This is a genomic window from Undibacterium parvum (assembly GCF_003955735.1).
Lineage (GTDB): Bacteria > Pseudomonadota > Gammaproteobacteria > Burkholderiales > Burkholderiaceae_D > Undibacterium > Undibacterium parvum.
In genome coordinates this window covers 796274-812422 of the sequence record NZ_CP034464.1, presented here as the reverse complement: position 1 = coordinate 812422, position 16149 = coordinate 796274, and the positions used below count along the sequence as shown (strand labels likewise).

The 16149-nt window shown below is 47.2% G+C and carries 13 protein-coding genes; 8 read left to right on the top strand and 5 right to left on the bottom strand.

Features of this window, described 5'->3' with window-relative positions; translation table 11 throughout:
• The first annotated feature begins 774 nt into the window (after window positions 1-774).
• The 5 genes from EJN92_RS03535 (at window position 775) to EJN92_RS03515 (ending at window position 5011) form a co-directional block, all read left to right on the top strand.
• Window positions 775-1440 (top strand): energy transducer TonB, encoded by a 666-nt coding sequence (locus EJN92_RS03535; protein WP_126126558.1) that lies wholly within the window; start codon window positions 775-777, stop codon window positions 1438-1440.
• A 98-nt stretch (window positions 1441-1538) separates the two neighbouring features.
• Entirely contained in the window at window positions 1539-2432 is an 894-nt protein-coding gene (locus EJN92_RS03530; protein WP_126126557.1) for a MotA/TolQ/ExbB proton channel family protein, read from the top strand.
• Between the two features lie 150 nt (window positions 2433-2582).
• Complete coding sequence (locus EJN92_RS03525) at window positions 2583-3017, top strand: ExbD/TolR family protein (RefSeq protein WP_126126556.1); 435 nt, start codon at window positions 2583-2585, stop codon at window positions 3015-3017.
• Between the two features lie 118 nt (window positions 3018-3135).
• Window positions 3136-3561 carry an ExbD/TolR family protein gene (locus tag EJN92_RS03520; RefSeq protein ID WP_126126555.1) on the top strand — a complete coding sequence of 142 codons (426 nt, stop codon included), beginning with the start codon at window positions 3136-3138 and terminating at the stop codon, window positions 3559-3561.
• Window positions 3562-3826: 265 nt separating this feature from the next.
• Window positions 3827-5011, top strand: coding sequence for a tetratricopeptide repeat protein (locus EJN92_RS03515; protein ID WP_126126554.1), 1185 nt, complete (start codon window positions 3827-3829; stop codon window positions 5009-5011).
• Between the two features lie 92 nt (window positions 5012-5103).
• On the opposite strand, the gene EJN92_RS03510 is transcribed toward EJN92_RS03515, so the two are convergent.
• The 3 genes from EJN92_RS03510 to mutL form a co-directional block, all read right to left on the bottom strand.
• The gene (locus EJN92_RS03510; protein ID WP_126126553.1) at window positions 5104-6633 is read right to left on the bottom strand and encodes a transglycosylase SLT domain-containing protein; all 1530 of its coding nucleotides are present in this window, start codon (window positions 6631-6633) and stop codon (window positions 5104-5106) included.
• Window positions 6634-6807: 174 nt separating this feature from the next.
• Window positions 6808-7761 carry a tRNA (adenosine(37)-N6)-dimethylallyltransferase MiaA gene (gene miaA, locus EJN92_RS03505; protein ID WP_126126552.1) on the bottom strand — a complete coding sequence of 318 codons (954 nt, stop codon included), beginning with the start codon at window positions 7759-7761 and terminating at the stop codon, window positions 6808-6810.
• Between the two features lie 78 nt (window positions 7762-7839).
• Window positions 7840-9723, bottom strand: a complete 1884-nt coding sequence (gene mutL / locus EJN92_RS03500) for a DNA mismatch repair endonuclease MutL (RefSeq protein ID WP_126126551.1) — start codon at window positions 9721-9723, stop codon at window positions 7840-7842.
• A 74-nt stretch (window positions 9724-9797) separates the two neighbouring features.
• Here mutL and EJN92_RS03495 point away from each other — a divergent pair, with 74 nt between their 5' ends.
• Both EJN92_RS03495 and EJN92_RS03490 read left to right on the top strand, forming a co-directional pair.
• Window positions 9798-10448, top strand: a complete 651-nt coding sequence (locus EJN92_RS03495; protein ID WP_126126550.1) for a VTT domain-containing protein — start codon at window positions 9798-9800, stop codon at window positions 10446-10448.
• A 24-nt stretch (window positions 10449-10472) separates the two neighbouring features.
• Window positions 10473-10799, top strand: coding sequence for a hypothetical protein (locus EJN92_RS03490; protein ID WP_227869692.1), 327 nt, complete (start codon window positions 10473-10475; stop codon window positions 10797-10799).
• A gap of 54 nt (window positions 10800-10853) precedes the next feature.
• On the opposite strand, the gene EJN92_RS03485 is transcribed toward EJN92_RS03490, so the two are convergent.
• Entirely contained in the window at window positions 10854-12188 is a 1335-nt protein-coding gene (locus EJN92_RS03485) for an N-acetylmuramoyl-L-alanine amidase (RefSeq protein ID WP_126126549.1), read from the bottom strand.
• The gene (tsaE, locus tag EJN92_RS03480; protein ID WP_126126548.1) at window positions 12152-12634 is read right to left on the bottom strand and encodes a tRNA (adenosine(37)-N6)-threonylcarbamoyltransferase complex ATPase subunit type 1 TsaE; all 483 of its coding nucleotides are present in this window, start codon (window positions 12632-12634) and stop codon (window positions 12152-12154) included. The genes EJN92_RS03485 and tsaE overlap by 37 nt, the downstream gene beginning before the upstream one ends.
• 732 nt (window positions 12635-13366) lie before the next feature.
• Here tsaE and EJN92_RS03475 point away from each other — a divergent pair.
• Complete coding sequence (locus EJN92_RS03475; RefSeq protein ID WP_126126547.1) at window positions 13367-16117, top strand: TonB-dependent receptor; 2751 nt, start codon at window positions 13367-13369, stop codon at window positions 16115-16117.
• The last annotated feature ends 32 nt before the right edge of the window (window positions 16118-16149 follow it).

The window sequence follows — 16149 nt, the reverse complement described above, 5'->3', positions numbered from 1 at the left end:
AAGCTGATTATTCTGTGAATATATTTAATATATAGTTTCTATTTTTCGCACCATTTTTGTGCAAAATGTAGTTTTTAGTGAAAATTAAACCATCACCTTGATTAAAATTTGGTTTTTTTATGTGGATACGCAACAAATATACATATCGAATTGACGCAACTATTGGCAGCTTGTGGAAGCTTTTTTACATAAAAATTAAATTTATTCCGGTGTTTTGGCTTGCAGGCAAAATAAAAATAGCTTTCCCCAGAAATGATGTGTTTTATTTAATTATTTTGCTGCTGCGCACCATTAGATTAGCTCTTCCATTAAGTGGATGATTTGTGTCAAAATGAATGTTGTTTTTATGCAGGATCAAAAAAGCCTGCGTTGACTTTTGCAAGTAAGAATAAATTTATTTAGCTCAATAAAAAATTTGACACACTCATTTTCATTTGTAGTTAAAATACAGTCCTAATTTCAAAAATAGATGGCGTTTGCACTGCGCTGTTATCAAAACAGACTTTTAAGAGCTCAGAGTTGTTGAAGTGTTTAGACTCTGGGCAAATATCAATTTGTATTGAACTATGCAACGCGGTTTAAGTAAGTAATGTAAGAAGTTGCAAGGCTTCTTCAATTCACTTATTGATTGATGTATTGTTGATTTATTTTTTGATGTGTCTTTGACGCATTTTGCTGTTTGGATGGATGTGCTCTAAAAAGTAACGTCTATGGATAAATTTTTGCGTGTTTGACAAAAATAAGTAAAACATTGTGGTATTGGAGGGAGCAAGTATGGATTTTTCAGGACGCGAGGCCGAACCGGGTAAGAAATTTACCGGTATAGGACTTGTTATATTATTTCACGTGGTCTTGGTCTGGGGTTTGATCAATGGTGGCGCAGCAAAAATCAAAGCTGTGATGCAAAAGCCGCTAGAGACCAAAATAGTAGAAGAGGTCAAGCCACCGCCGCCGCCACCTGATACGCCACCACCGCCGCCGCCAAAATTGGCCGCGCCGCCGCCACCGTTTGTGCCGCCACCAGAAGTACAAGTGCAGCAGCAAGTGGTACCAACTAATGCGATTGCCGCGGTATCGAATGTCAAACCAGATTCGAACGCCAAGCCAACGAGCGTACAGCAACCTGTGGCAGAAGCGAAGTCGGTTGCGCCTGCGACAGTAGCGCCAGTGATCGATTTTAAGCAAGCCGGTTGCAAACCTGAGTATCCACGTGCTTCTTTGCGTAACGAAGAAACGGGTACGGTTTTACTGGCAGTCTTGGTTGGTGTCGATGGCTCTGTTTCTGACGTCAAGATAGAAAAGTCTAGTGGTTTCCGTGGACTAGATAATGCAGTACGTACCCATTTGTTAGCGGGTGCCTGCAAACACAAACCAGGTACTGTCGATGGCAAACCACAACAGATTTGGACAAAAGTGAACTACGTATGGAGTCTTGAATAAAACACAGCCAATAAGTAATTAAAGCCAGAGACACCCATTTTATTCAAAATATCCGTATCAACACCGAGTATTAATTAATTCTTTAAGGAAGTATCTACATGAAAACCAGCGCTAAGACTTTCAGCACATTCCTGGCAGCAGTCCTGTTCTCTTTGACTGCCGCAATCACAGCTCCTGTGTTCGCCGCAGACGCAGTACCAGCGGCTGCCGCTACTGAAGCGGCCGCACCAGCAGCTGCACCAGCAGACGCAGCCGCGCCAGTAGCAGCAGATCCAGCAGCACCTGCAGTAGCGACTAAAGAAGTAGAAAGCGCCTTCGGTATGGCTGCCCTGTTAAAAGGCGGCGATATCGTAGCTCAAGGTACTTTGCTGATCATGGCCATCATGTCCATGGGGAGCTGGTACATCCTGATCACCAAGATCATCGATCAAGTCAAACTCTCTGGCCAAGCCAAAGACGCACGTAAATTTTGGAAAGCTGCCAGCGTCAATGCCGGTATCTCCAGCTTGAAAGAAGGCAGCCCATTCCGTTTCATCGCAGAAGCCGCAGTGAGCTCAACGCAGCATCACGAAGGCGCATTGTTAGAGCAAATCGATTTGAACTCATGGGTGACGATGTCTATCCAGCGTTCTGTCGATAAAGTACAGAGCCGTTTGCAAGATGGCTTGGCCTTCCTGGCAACCGTTGGTTCTACAGCACCGTTCGTCGGTCTGTTCGGTACTGTTTTGGGTATTTACCATGCGCTGATCCAAATCGGCTCATCCGGTCAAGCCTCTATCGATAAAGTTGCAGGTCCAGTCGGCGAAGCGCTGATCATGACTGCGATCGGTCTGGGTGTGGCGGTTCCTGCGGTTCTGGGTTACAACTTCGTGGTACGTCGCAACAAGAGCTGCATGGAAGAAGTACGTGCCTTCGGCGCCGACTTGCACTCCGTGGTCTTGTCTGGCGTGATGAGCAAAGCAGCTGCCAATACAGCGAAAAAAGTCGCTTAATTAGTTGCTGTTAGTGGCTATTTCCAGCGCTAATAGCTCTAAACACAGCCACTAGCTCACACAGATCCTTAGATTTCCCTTGCTTGCAAGCGCCGCAGTGCGCTAGCAAGCACTTGGAAATAAGTCAGAAATCATCAAAGAGAAACCATTATGTCAATGTCAATGGGAAATGATGGCGACGGCGAAGACGAAGTCAACAGCACCATTAATACCACCCCGCTGGTGGATATTATGTTGGTACTGCTGATCATCTTCCTGATCACCTCACCAGTCGTACTCGACTCCGTCAAGGTTAAATTGCCGGTCGATACCAACACGATTTACGTGACCAAACCAGAAAACATCACGCTCACCATCAACAAAGATGGCGATATGTTCTGGAACGGCGGACGTAAAGCCTTGGCGGGAACCGACGAGTTGTTCGAGAAAATGAAAAAAGTATCAGTGCAAGTACCGCAACCAGAAGTACATGTGCGCGGTGACCAGGATACTCGTTACGAATTTGTCGGCAAAACCATCCTCACAGTACAGCGTGCCGGGATTGCTAAGGTCGGATTCATCATTGAACCTCCGGCCAAAGACTAATCGGACTTATGCAAAATAGCCCCCGCGTTGTTGCGCCTCCTGGCCGTACATTGGTACTGTCTGCGTCGGTGCGCCTAGCGGGAACAATTTTGCCCAAATCCACACTAAAGGAAATCCCATGAGTATGGCTCCTAGCGCTAGTAATTCTAGCGAACCAGAAGTGATGATGGAAATGAACATGACGCCTTTGATTGACGTCATGCTGGTGTTGATCATTATGTTGATCATCACCATTCCACCCCAGAATCACGCGATTAATCTCAACATGCCGGTCAATACACCGTCCAAGCCGACAGAACCACCACCGGTGATCAATATTGATATTGATTTCGATGGCACGGTCTTATGGAATGGCACGGCAGTACCGCACGCTGAATTGGAAACCAAGTTGCAAGTCATCGCAGCGATGCCAGATCAGGCTGAAGTGCATATCCGTCCTGATAAATTGGCGGCCTACAAAGCAGTCGCTGCCGTCATGGCATCGGCACAGCGTTTGGGCGTGACTAAAATCGGTATGGTCGGCAATGAGCAGTTCTTGAAATAAAATTCTTGGCTGTATGCATAGCAAAAATTAAAGTATGATGAAAATTGGCAGGGGCATCCCTGCCTTTTTTCATGTTTGCTGGACTTGCAAAGATAGAGACAAACGAAATGGGCAGCAGTGTGCTACTCATTTCGCCTAACTGCGCAATCCAAAGGCTAGTTACATTTATTCAATTTATTGATTAAGAGATAAAAATATGAAGCAATTTCGCTTGTCACGTCTCGCTGTACTCGTTGCAGCTATCGGCTTTGCCGCCGCACCTGAATTGTCAAATATTGCTGCTAATACAGCCTATGCAGAAGAGGCAATGCGCCCTGAAATAGGTAAATTGGTTCAGTCTGCCGGTGAATTGCTGAAATCAAAAAAATATAAAGATGCAATGGCTAAGTTACGTGATGCCGACGGCATCAGCGGCAAAACTGCCAATGAGAGCTTCACGATAGAGCGTATGCGTTTGTCTATCGCATCGCAGTCAGGTGAAAACGATGCTGTAATACGTTCGGCTGAAGCGATCGTAGCGAGTAATAAATTATCCGGGAAAGAGCAGCTCCTGATGATACAGACACTGGCGAATGCGTATTACAAAGCTGGAAATTATCCAAAAGCATCTGCCGCCTATGGTCGTTACTTTTCAGAAGGTGGCACTGATGGCAGTTTGAGACAATACATGATCTACGCTATGTCACAAGGTGGGGATAGTGCACGAGCAATGAAAGAAGTGCAGGCAGATTTGGCTGCGGATGAAAAAGCAGGGCGTGCACCTAGTCTTGCAAACCTGGAGTTTTACTCAAATGCAGCGCTGAAACAGAAGGATATGGTCGGGTATTCCAGTGCGCTGGAAAAAATGATCGCCTATCACGGTAAAAAAGAATATTGGGTGAACTTACTGAATAACCTTGAGCGTAAGCCTGGTTACTCAGAGCGTTTGACCTTGGATTTATACCGTTTGAAACTGGCTGTTGGTCAAGTTACGAAAACTTCAGATTTTATGGAGATTTCAAAACTGGCTGTGCTGGCTGGTTATCCTGCTGAAGCCTTGAAAATTATCGAGACCGGATACAAATCCGGCGCCTTAGGTACCGGTGCTGAAGCTGAACGACATAATCGTTTGCGTGAAATGGCTAAGCGCACTTTGGACGAAAATACTAAGGCCCAGGCAGCGAATGAGGCTGAGGCGAATAAGAGCAAAGACGGAACGGCCTTGGCTAATTTAGGTTATGCCTATGTAACGGCGGGTCAGTTCGATAAAGGGATTGCCATGTTAGAGCAAGGTATTAGCAAAGATGGTATGAAATTTGAAGACGATGCAAAACTTCATCTCGGAATGGCGTATTTGCAGGCGGGTAAAAAAGCAGCGGGTATCAAGGCTTTGAAGGCAGTAAAAGGCACAGATGGTACCGCCGATCTAGCTCGTTATTGGATTGTCTATGCAAATCAGTCTATGAAGTAAATCATAGGCGAGTTTGAGTCGCAAAGAAAAAAGGCGTAGATTTAAATCTACGCCTTTTTTAATTTTGGAAACTTAAAGAAAATTATTTCTAATTAACCATGACGTTTTCTATGTGTCTTCGCATGCGCCACTATGTTTTTGCTTGTATGTGCGGTCGAACTTGATCGAATGTTTTTGTTGTGCGCGTTAGCGATATTTTGTTGCTTGCCTCTTGCGTGCAGAATAGGTACTTGAATCTGCAGGCTTTGTCCCGCGCTAAGGGTTTCGTGTTTCAGCTTATTCCATTCCATTAATTGTGCAACAGTGACTTTATAGCGGCTTGCAATCACATTGATCTTTTCCTTCTTAGCCACTTTGACAATAATTTTTCTAGTGTCTGGTGTTGGTTTTTCAAAGACTAATTGGGCTTTCTCTGCAATCTCTGTTGAAATATCTTGATCTAAATTTTTCGTTGATTTCGGTATCAACAATGTAGATCCTGCTTTCACCATCATCTTGGCCGGAATTAAATTGGTTTCTCGTATCAATTCAGGTTTTAAACCTAACTTGCCTGCCAATGATTCGACGCGCTCGGTCTTGCTCACCGTATGGGTCGACCAAGACGATAAAGGTCCCTGCCATTTACTGAGATTTTCTTTGAAAAGAATCGCATTGTCGGTGGGGAGTAATATTTTAGTCTTACTATCACCAGTAATCACTGGCCGATTAAATTGTGGATTCAAGGCATTGAATTCACCTAGCGATAATTCGGCCAGCTGTGCCGCAACCCGGACATCAATGTCACGAGTTTTTTCAACACTGACGAAGTAAGCCTGATTATCCAATTGCGGCAAGGCGATATTAAACTGCTCAGGGTGAGCAATAATATTTTTAACAGCCTGCAATTTGGGCACGTAGTTCTTGGTTTCTGCAGGCATTAAGGCCGACAGGCTATTAAAATCGATGGGGAGTCCCAGTGCTTGTTGTTTCTTGATGGCGCGCTGTACCGAACCCTCACCCCAATTGTAGGCGGCTAACACTAACTGCCAGTCTCCGAAAATACCATACAAGCGTTCTAAGTAATTGAGGGCTGCGTCGGTAGAGTCAAGCACGCCCCGTCTATCGTCCTTAAACATGGTCTGTTTAAGATTGAAATCGCGCCCAGTGGCTGCCATAAATTGCCACATGCCGGATGCTTTAGCGCTGGATATAGCTTGCGGATTAAATGCCGACTCGATAAAGGGTAATAGCGCCAGTTCTGTTGGCATGCCGCGCTTCTCTAGTTCTTCGACAACATGAAAAAGATAGCGAGAACCACGTTGTACGGTGCGCTGTATATACTCGGTACGCGTGCTATACCAGGTGAGTTGATTCGTGACTAATTGATTTTCCAGGTCTGGAATCGCATAGCCTTTGCGGATGCGGAACCACAGGTCAGTCTCGGCCAAGGACAGATCCACAGATGGTAATTCTGCGTAGTTGGCACTAGCTGCTTGTGTCTCTGCGCTAGCTGTATTCAAACTATTACTTGCCAGACTGCCTAGCGATGTTGAAAACGACAGAGCGTTAGGTTCTCCTGCGTATGCAGTACTCCAGCATAGAAGGGCGGCGGTAATAAAGGGGGCGATACGATTTCGGGTCATAGGCGACAAAATTGGATCGTTATGATCGAGTGTGCAAGGAAGCTTGAGAGTGTACGCAAGCCTGGTTTCTAGCGTCAAGAAATATGTCGGTGCTGTTACAAAACTTATTACTTGACGTGGGTATTTAGTAATTCATTTGACTAAATTTAACATGGCGCGCTTCGCTCAGCGGACTCAATGGATAAGACCTTCTAGCTCGGCGTGACGTAAAATTTCCGCACTAGGATTTGTCGCAAGGCAATCGATGACGATGCGCTCCGGCATAGAGCGGAGCCAGGTCAATTGGCGCTTAACCAACTGGCGGGTTGCAATGATGCCGAGTTCGCGCATCTGCTGTTTATCACACAAGCCCTCTAAATGTTCCCATGCCTGGCGATAGCCTACGCAACGCATAGACGGCAGATTGGCATGCAGATCGCCGCGTAGACGTAATTGACGGACTTCGTCCAATAAACCCTGTTCTAGCATGATGTCGAAGCGATCGCTAATGCGTTGATGCAGCACGCTGCGATCAGATGGTTCCAGCGACAAAGCCAACATCTGAAACGGTGCTGCAGCCTTGGTTTGCTGCGCCAGTAGTGTCGACATGCTGACGCCAGTGATGGTGTAAATCTCCAGCGCGCGCTGTATGCGTTGACTGTCGTTGGGCTTTAGTCTAGCTGCAGTAATCGGATCTATGCTGGCTAAGCGTGCATGCAAGGCTGGTATGCCCGATCTCCTTGCCTCGTCATCCAGCTTGGCACGTATGCTAGGATCGGCCACTGGTAAATCGTCCAGGCCCTTGATTAAGGCGTTAAAGTACATCATGGTGCCGCCTACCAGGATAGGTAGGTTTCCTCTGTGCTGAATTTCTGTTACCAAACGTTTGGTATCGAGCAGAAACTGGGCGACTGAATACGATTCTGCTGGCGAGATAATGTCGATCAGGTGGTGCGGTACCGATGCTAGTTCGGCGGCGCTGGGCTTAGCCGTTCCTATATTCATTTCGCGATACACCAGAGCCGAGTCTACCGAAATTATTTCTGACGGCGTATGCTTGGCGATCGCCAGCGCAGCCGCGGTTTTTCCGGATGCGGTTGGCCCCATGATGGCGAGGATTTTAGTATTTGGAATTTGCTGGTCCAGCATGCGATAAATTATTCTTAAAAAATGTGTTGCTACACGATTGCGTGCAAATGCTTGCGCTTAACTGCTATCGGCGGATATTTATTGGCCGCGTAAAAACAGACGATCAAGATCATTTAAACCTAGTTGCACCCAAGTCGGGCGACCATGATTGCATTGATCAGCCCGTTCCGTTTGTTCCATCTGGCGTAATAGCGCGTTCATCTCTGGCGTGGTGAGGCTGCGATTGGCGCGCACTGCGGTATGGCAGGCTAGCGTGCCGAGTAATTCATTGCGTCTGTCTATCAATACTCTAGAACCACCGAATTCACGCACATCACGTAAGACATCGCGTGCCAAAGTTTGCGCGTCGGCATTCTTTAGCAGTGCAGGGATAGAGCGTACCGCTAGCGTGGTGGGTGAAATCGCCGCAATATCAAAGCCCAATGAGCGCAAAACTTCAGCGTTGTCCGTGGCAGTCGCGACTTCAATTGCATCCGCATAAAATGTAATCGGTATCAGCAGTGCTTGCACCGACATGGCATCCTCATTTAAGGCGTTCTTCAGTTGCTCATACAGAATGCGTTCGTGGGCCGCATGCATATCTACCAGGATTAAACCCTTGGCATTTTGCGCCAGCACATACACGCCATGTAGCTGGGCCAAAGCAAAACCTAAGGGGTATTCATCATTGCTCAGTTGATGCGAGGCGGCGACACCGCCCGTTGAGAAATTGTTCTGATCATGTAACGCTGCACCAGGATTGTTAAATAAAGCACCGTAGCTCGTGGTAGTTTGCGCCACTCCATCTTGCTCAGTACGTCTGAAACTTTGGCTGTAATCCTGATAGTTGCCGCTAGCGGAGGGTGCTGCAAACTGGGCTGAGAAACTGGTTTGTTCGCCGCCTACCCAAGGCAGTTTTCCATTGCCAGGCTGGCTAGTGTCCGCTAAGTTTGCGGTGGCAGGTGCCGGCACAGTACCGAAGGCTGTCGCGGAGGTTTGTGCCAACGCCCTATGTACTGCGTGGAATACAAACTGATGTACAGCACGACTGTCGCGGAAGCGTACTTCAATTTTTGAAGGATGGACATTGACGTCGACCAAGGCAGGATCGAGATCCAGGGCGATCACATACGATGGATAGCGGTCGCCGTGTAAAACATCTTGGTAGGCAGCGCGCACGGCATGGGTAAGTAATTTATCACGAACAAAACGGCCATTGACGTAAAAAAACTGCGCGTCTGCCCGTCCTTTTGAAGCAGTAGGTAAGCCTATGTAACCATGGAGGCGCAAAGGCCCGGCGCTCTCGTCTAGTGCTAGTCTGGCATTTGCAAAAGCTTCGCCCAAAATGCTCGCGCTACGCTTGGAAATCGGAGTCGCCATCCAATGATCGACCGTTTTGCCATTGTGCGATAAAGAAAATGCGACATCTGGACGGGCTAATGCAATCCTGCGCACTACCTCGGCGCAATGGCCAAATTCAGTTTGATCAGATTTAAGAAATTTGCGTCTGGCGGGAGTGTTGTAATACAGATCCTGCACGTCGACCGTGGTGCCTTGCGCTCCCGAAGCAGGAGTAATTTTGCCACCCTCTATTTGCCATGCATGCGCCCCATCGGCAGTGCGCGTGGTCAAGGTCAATACCGCCACGGATGCTATCGAGGCCAGCGCTTCACCGCGAAAGCCTAGGGTGGCAACATTTTCCAACTCTTCTAATGACGCGATTTTAGAAGTGGCGTGCCGCTCGACTGCCAGTGGTAGTTGATCGGCCGGTATGCCGCGCCCATTGTCGGCAATTGCGATGCGTTTAACTCCACCTTCTTCTAGTCGTATGGTGATGTTCGACGCCCCCGCATCCAAGGCATTTTCGAGCAATTCTTTGACCACGGCAGAGGGTCGTTCCACCACTTCGCCTGCTGCGATTTGTGAAATGAGATGATCCGGAAGGGCCTGGATGGGGCGGTGTGGAGTAAGTATCGCGTTCATGCCGTGATTATACCTTTGTCCGTGTTTAGAAATGTCCGAGCTAGTGTATGATGACGCCGCAACCAAGGAGAATTATGGATTTTATGGAATTCTTTAGCATGATTTTGCATGCTGATAAATCATTGAAGTACGTTATAGAAAATTACGGAACGCTAGTCTACGCGGTCTTGTTCGCGATCGTTTTTTGTGAGACTGCATTCGTTATCTTCCCATTTTTACCAGGAGATTCGCTGTTATTCATTGCCGGCACTTTTAGTGCGACTGGTGCCATGAATCCCTGGTTGGTGATCATCTTGCTGATTATTGCGTCTGTTTCTGGGAATTCGATCAATTACTGGATAGGTAGTTTGATCGGCCATAAAATCATGGAAAAAGATCATAAGTGGATAGATAAAAACGCCTTGAAAAAAACCCATGAATTTTATGAAAAACATGGTGGTAAGACCGTGGTGCTGGCGCGTTTCGTGCCTTTGGTGCGTACCTTTGCACCGTTTGTCGCGGGCTTTTCCGATATGACGCACAGGACCTTTCAGTTTTATAACGTGGCCGGTGCTCTGTTATGGGTGCTCTCTCTGGTACTCAGTGGTTATTTCTTTGGGAATATCCCATTTGTGCGTGATCATCTTAATGTGATTGTTTTGGTGGGGGTTGGTGCTGCGGTCATTCCTGTGGTTTTGGGGGCACTCTGGAAACTCACTAAAAGCATGACTAAGAGCCGTAGTTAATTCTAAGCAAAAAACAGGTGCCATGTGCCAAGCCTGAAGCCTGAGCGCCGTTTGATTTGGTTGCAGCCAGAAGCTGCGACCAAGCCTCAGCCTGGTCAGGCTTGTAACGCTTGTGGTGTTTGTTGTGCCTCCGAACCTTGCCCGGTTGCCAGGGTGTTTTTGTGGCAATTTCGCGGCGCTTGCCAGGCGCTGGTATGGTCGGCGGCTAAACGGCAGTATCGGTGTGGCATGTTGCTAGAGCCATCCAACTATCTGCGCTTCTTGCCCAGGGTTGCCCAAAGGCCGTTTCGGTTTTTGGTGGCGCGTTGGGTTGCTGCCGACACCGCTTGCGACTCGGATGCGCAAGTCTAATAGCTTGGCATCGACTAAGGTCTAGCTCTGACACCTTAGCCTTGCGCTGAGTCTCTAGGTCAGCTTGTTTTTTGCCAGTGGTGGATTTTTGGAAAAATATTTTTTAATACCCTTGACGATGGCATCGGCCATCTTGTCCTGATAACTCTCGTCAGTTAACCTAGCCTCTTCTTCAGGGTTGGAGATGAAGGCGGTTTCTATCAAAATACTGGGGATATCCGGCGCTTTTAATACCGCAAACCCAGCCTGCTCAACTGATCCTTTGTGCAGGCGATTGATGCCGCCAATTTCACTCAAGACCACTTTGCCCAGCTTGAGGCTGTCGTTGATCTGTGCCGTGGTGGATAAATCGAGTAAGACACTAGCGAGTTGCTTGTCGTGGCTCTTTAGATTTACGCCGCCGATCAAGTCGGCCGCATTTTCTTTATTCGCCAGCCAACGCGCTGCGGTTGAGCTGGCACCCTTGTCGGATAAGACGAAGACCGAAGAGCCACGCGCACTGGATTCTACAAAGGCGTCAGCGTGTATTGACATAAACAGATCAGCTTGTACATTCCTGGCTTTTTGCACTCGGATATTAAGCGGCACAAAATAATCGGCGTCGCGCGTTAGCATCACCCGCATATTTGGCTGCTGCTCAATTTTTTCTTTTAATCGCTTGGCGATTGCGAGTACCACGTCTTTTTCGCGACTGCCACCATGCCCTAAGGCGCCAGGGTCTTCACCGCCGTGGCCAGGGTCAATTGCAATCGTGATCATGCGTATTAAAGCCGGTGCTTTGGAGTGACTCTTATCTGCATCTGGGGCAGAGGCCTGGGGCTGTATTTCTGGTAGCGAGGCAATTTTTGGATCGACTTTAGCTAAGGGGAATTCTTTCTCAGTAATTTTGTGCCAGTCGCCTTTTTCTATCAGGGCGGCAATCGGGTCGGGTGGATTAGCCGGGTACAGATCGAATACCAGTCTATGCTTATAGCTACCGACAGGTTGCAAGCTAAATACTTGAGGGCTAACTTCTTCTTTTAAGTCAAATACCAACCTGACCACATTCGGACGATTTTGCCCGACCCGTACTTGCTTGATATACGGGTCGTTCGCTTGAATTTTCGCCACCAGTTGTTTTAAGGTGGGGTTTAGTTCCAGGCCTTCTATGTCAACCACCAATCGTTCCGGATCTTTTACCGTGAAATGGCTGGTCTTGAGTTCGCTATCGTTCTCTAGCGTGACGCGGGTGTAATCACTGGCCGGCCAGACCCGCACCGCCAGTATTTGTGCCGCTCTGGCCAGTGATGGAACTAGTACTGAAATGAGTAAAGTACTCGTCGCTTTCAGCAGCGTGCGACGTGTTTTTGCAGTTACAGATTGGGTGCGAAGCGCAGTAGTGCTAGACATTCATTACCTTTGTCGGACAAGGCTTGCAATTCTACCTTACGTCCATGGCCTGCGATGCTTAAAAAAATATGTAGATCGGGCGGCGGGAGTATGCCTGCGGCCTTTTCCGACCACTCGACGATGCAAATATTGTTATCGTTGAACTCTTCGCGAAATCCCGCTTCCAAAAATTCTTCCGGGCTGAGCATGCGATAGAGATCAAAATGAAGTAGCGTCACGGCCCGTTGTTTGATGCTGATCTGATAGGGTTCGACTAGTGTATAGGTTGGACTCTTGACGTGCCCTTGATGACCCGCCGCATGTAAGATGGCGCGCGTCAAAGCGGTTTTGCCCGCTCCCAAGTCTCCATGTAGATGGATGCTCAGTCCCGGCAGTAAGCAAGGCGCTAAACTTTTTCCTAATGCTTGGGTGGCGGCTTCGTCGGCCAATATCGTTTTGTAAGACACTGCATTCCTTTTTTTACCTAGATCTGGCGATATTGTAAGGCGAATGTCTGGATTTATATATCCTAATTTCGCTTGCCAAGGTTTGCTGCACCCATCAAATAGATCAAGTCTAAACCCGCATTTTGATGGTTAATTTTTTTTTGGGGATTGCCTGTAGATGGATGAATTTTGTGTGGGCAATTCTGAGTTTTTTAAACTCACGTGGTTGGCAAATACAGCGGTAGCTCTGCTTGAGATTAGTTTGTGACTCGCTTGTGACTCGCTTGTGACGGCAAGTAAGTGAAATATTTCCCGGTGTTTGAGCTTATGCTTAAGTAGTGGCGCTTAGCTAAAGCATTCAATTGAGTACGTTGCGAGACGCACTACAAATTTTCGTGAAAAAATTAAAGCGCTTTGGATTTTTCGCCAATTGATAATGCAAGCGCTTTGAAAAATCTGGTTATACTTTGATATTATTTTTAATGTTGTGTAGTTTGACTACATAGCGTTTTGAGTGAAATCGTGGCTTTTGTGAGACATGTATAGTGTATGTTTCGATAAAATTGCTAATTAATGTGATTTTTTTAGCTCTTATTGATTGACACTAAATTTAGTTTTAGTACAAACTCTGGTTTAGATATTTAATTCTAAGTTCAGTGAAATGAATTAAGTTCTGATGGCGTTGGGTAAGTTGCCAAGGTCGCGCACTATCCCTGGTATAAGCATTTATATAAAAATAAATTGGAGAGATGAATGAAACATTTAGAAAATAAGCAGGCGCAGCAGAAGCGCTTATCTGGTTTGAATGCTCTAGTTTTGCGGATGACACCGATCGCTGCCGGATGCGCGGTCTTGCTGTCAACAGCCACCGGTACTGCATTCGCGCAGCAAGCCGAAGCCGTCAAAAATGATGCTGGAGCAGTAGAAAATGTTGTGGTTGTGACCGGTATTCGTCGCGGTATTGAGGCAGCTATCTCGGTAAAGAAAAATTCCAACTCTATCGTTGAAGCGGTTTCTGCCGAAGATATCGGTAAGTTGCCAGATACAAGTATCGCTGAGTCTATCGCTCGTTTGCCTGGTTTGGCTGCGCAGCGTGTTGGTGGTCGTGCCCAGGTGATCAGCGTGCGTGGTTTGTCGCCTGATTTTGCAACCACATTATTGAACGGTCGCGAGCAAGTTAGTACTGGTGATAATCGCAGTGTAGAATTTGATCAGTATCCGTCTGAGTTGCTCAGCGGTGTTACCGTGTATAAGACTCCAGATGCGGGTTTGGTTGGGCAGGGTCTGTCAGGAACCATCGATATGCAAGTGGTACGTCCTTTGGATTTTCCTGGACGTACGGTTTCAATTAATGTCCGTGGCGAGAAAAATTCTTTGGGATCGATTGCCGATACTAAAGACACCGGGCACCGCTTTAGTGTTAGCTACATCGATCAATTTGCCGATCGTACTATTGGTTTGGCACTTGGTATTGCCGATCTGTCTTCTCCTATTTTGGATAACGAAACAGGTACTTATGAGCCATTCAGCCAGAGTTCAGTCTCCGGTGTGCCCGCTGGAACTTTCATCACTGCCGGTGTTAAATCTCTGGCCAAAAGCGGTACTCTGAAGCGTACCGGCTTTGTCGGTGTGCTTGAATACCGTCCCTCTAAAGTATGGCGCAGCACGCTGGATGTGTTTGCTTCCAAATTTAAACAAGAAGATACCAATAATCAATTCGAAGCGAATTTGGGTGGTTACAACGGTAGCAATAATCCACAAGGTTTTAAATACGATGCGGTGACGATCGCCAATGGCACTCTGTTGGGCGGCACTGCCAGCGGTGCTTACCCGCTGGTGCGTGGTCAGTACAACAAACGTGAGGATGAGATCCGCACTGTCGGTTGGGGCAATAAGTTTAAGTTCGATAACTGGTCCTTGTTTGCGGACATGAATTATTCGCACGCAAAACGTGATGAATACTATCTTGAAAATAACCTGCAACTGAGAAATCCTACAGGCGGCGCATTAAATGATCCTGCCTTGACGGTCGGTTGGGCTCCGGGTAATTTTGCGACCTTGTCTGGTAAATTGAATTACAGCGACGCCTCGCAGTTATACACAGGTAATACGATTTATGGTTACGGCAGCACCCGTGCGCCTAGCGTAGAAGATGAGTTGAAGAGCTTTAAGTTGGCCGCCACTTTGCCGTCGCCGACTATGTTGGAAAGCATCTTTAGCGATATCGATGTCGGTGTGAATTTCAGCGACAGAACCAAGTCTAAGCGTCAACCGGAAGGCGATTTGTTTGCAAAAGGAACGCCAACTATTTCTAACGACCTTTTGTACGCACCGGTTAATTTAGGTTTTGCAGGTAGCGGCGTGGTTCCGTCTTGGAATGTACCTGGTGTGATCGCCAAGTATTTTGACCCTGTTACAAACAATAAGACGAACAATGAAGCAGCATCGCGTGCCTGGGATGTGACTGAAAAAATCACTACCGCCTACGCTAAAGCAAATATTGAATCACAGATCGGTTCTGCCACGCTACGCGGTAACGTCGGTTTGCAATTTATCAGCACCGATCAATCTTCGGCATCGCAAGTGTCCAATCCTAACGGTACTTTGTCGCCAGTCAATGACGGTAAGACATACAACGACACATTACCGAGCATGAATCTGGCGTTCGGTTTTGCCGATCAGCAGACTTTGCGTTTCGGTGTCGCCAAGCAGATCGCGCGGCCACGTCTGGATCAGCTAAATTCAGGTTTTGACTTCCACGTCGACAAGGGAACTTTCTTGCCTAGCGGTAGCGGTGGTAATGCGAAACTCGATCCATGGCGTGCAACTGCGTTTGATATTTCGTATGAAAAATACTTTGGTAATAAGGCCTATTTTGCAGCTGCCTTATTCTACAAAAACCTCAGTACCTACATCTATAATTTGTCGCAGACGCGTGACTTCTCGGCGTTCACGGCCGGTACTAACGCAATTACCAATATGGGACAATACACTGCGCCCTACAACGGTAATGGTGGCGTGCTGAAAGGGATGGAATTGTCCGCTTCCGTGCCATTTAGCATGTTCTCATCTGCTTTAGATGGCTTCGGTATTTCTGGTAGCACGACAATTAGCGAAAGTACTATCGATATTGCACAGGTCAACGATACTATCGGTAAAATTCAATTGCCTGGCTTGTCGAAAAATGTATCGAACGTCACAATTTACTACGAGAAGCATGGTTTCTCTACACGTATCAGTCAGCGTCGTCGTTCTGATTATGTTGGTGAAATCGGTAAATTCAATGGTGATCGTCAATTGCGTTACGTAGTCGGCGAGAACGTCACTGATTTCCAAATCGGATACACGTTTGAAGAGGGTACTTTCAAAGGATTGGGCCTGTTGTTGCAAGTGAATAATCTGACCAATGCAGCTTACGAAACCTATGCCAATAGCAAAGACCGTCAATTGGAATACGCCAAGTATGGCCGCGTTGTCCTGTTTGGCGCGAACTATAAGTTTTAATTAATTAAAACTTTGAGCAAGCCCGGAAGACT

What these genes read in the sequence shown, in the direction of transcription:
- EJN92_RS03535 (WP_126126558.1), top strand. Translation starts at nt 775, where the DNA reads ATGGATTTTTCAGGACGCGAGGCCGAACCGGGTAAGAAATTTACCGGT.
- EJN92_RS03530 (WP_126126557.1), top strand. Translation starts at nt 1,539, where the DNA reads ATGAAAACCAGCGCTAAGACTTTCAGCACATTCCTGGCAGCAGTCCTG.
- EJN92_RS03525 (WP_126126556.1), top strand. Translation starts at nt 2,583, where the DNA reads ATGTCAATGTCAATGGGAAATGATGGCGACGGCGAAGACGAAGTCAAC.
- EJN92_RS03520 (WP_126126555.1), top strand. Translation starts at nt 3,136, where the DNA reads ATGAGTATGGCTCCTAGCGCTAGTAATTCTAGCGAACCAGAAGTGATG.
- EJN92_RS03510 (WP_126126553.1), bottom strand. Translation starts at nt 6,633, where the DNA reads ATGACCCGAAATCGTATCGCCCCCTTTATTACCGCCGCCCTTCTATGC.
- miaA (WP_126126552.1), bottom strand. Translation starts at nt 7,761, where the DNA reads ATGCTGGACCAGCAAATTCCAAATACTAAAATCCTCGCCATCATGGGG.
- mutL (WP_126126551.1), bottom strand. Translation starts at nt 9,723, where the DNA reads ATGAACGCGATACTTACTCCACACCGCCCCATCCAGGCCCTTCCGGAT.
- EJN92_RS03495 (WP_126126550.1), top strand. Translation starts at nt 9,798, where the DNA reads ATGGATTTTATGGAATTCTTTAGCATGATTTTGCATGCTGATAAATCA.
- EJN92_RS03485 (WP_126126549.1), bottom strand. Translation starts at nt 12,188, where the DNA reads ATGTCTAGCACTACTGCGCTTCGCACCCAATCTGTAACTGCAAAAACA.
- EJN92_RS03475 (WP_126126547.1), top strand. Translation starts at nt 13,367, where the DNA reads ATGAAACATTTAGAAAATAAGCAGGCGCAGCAGAAGCGCTTATCTGGT.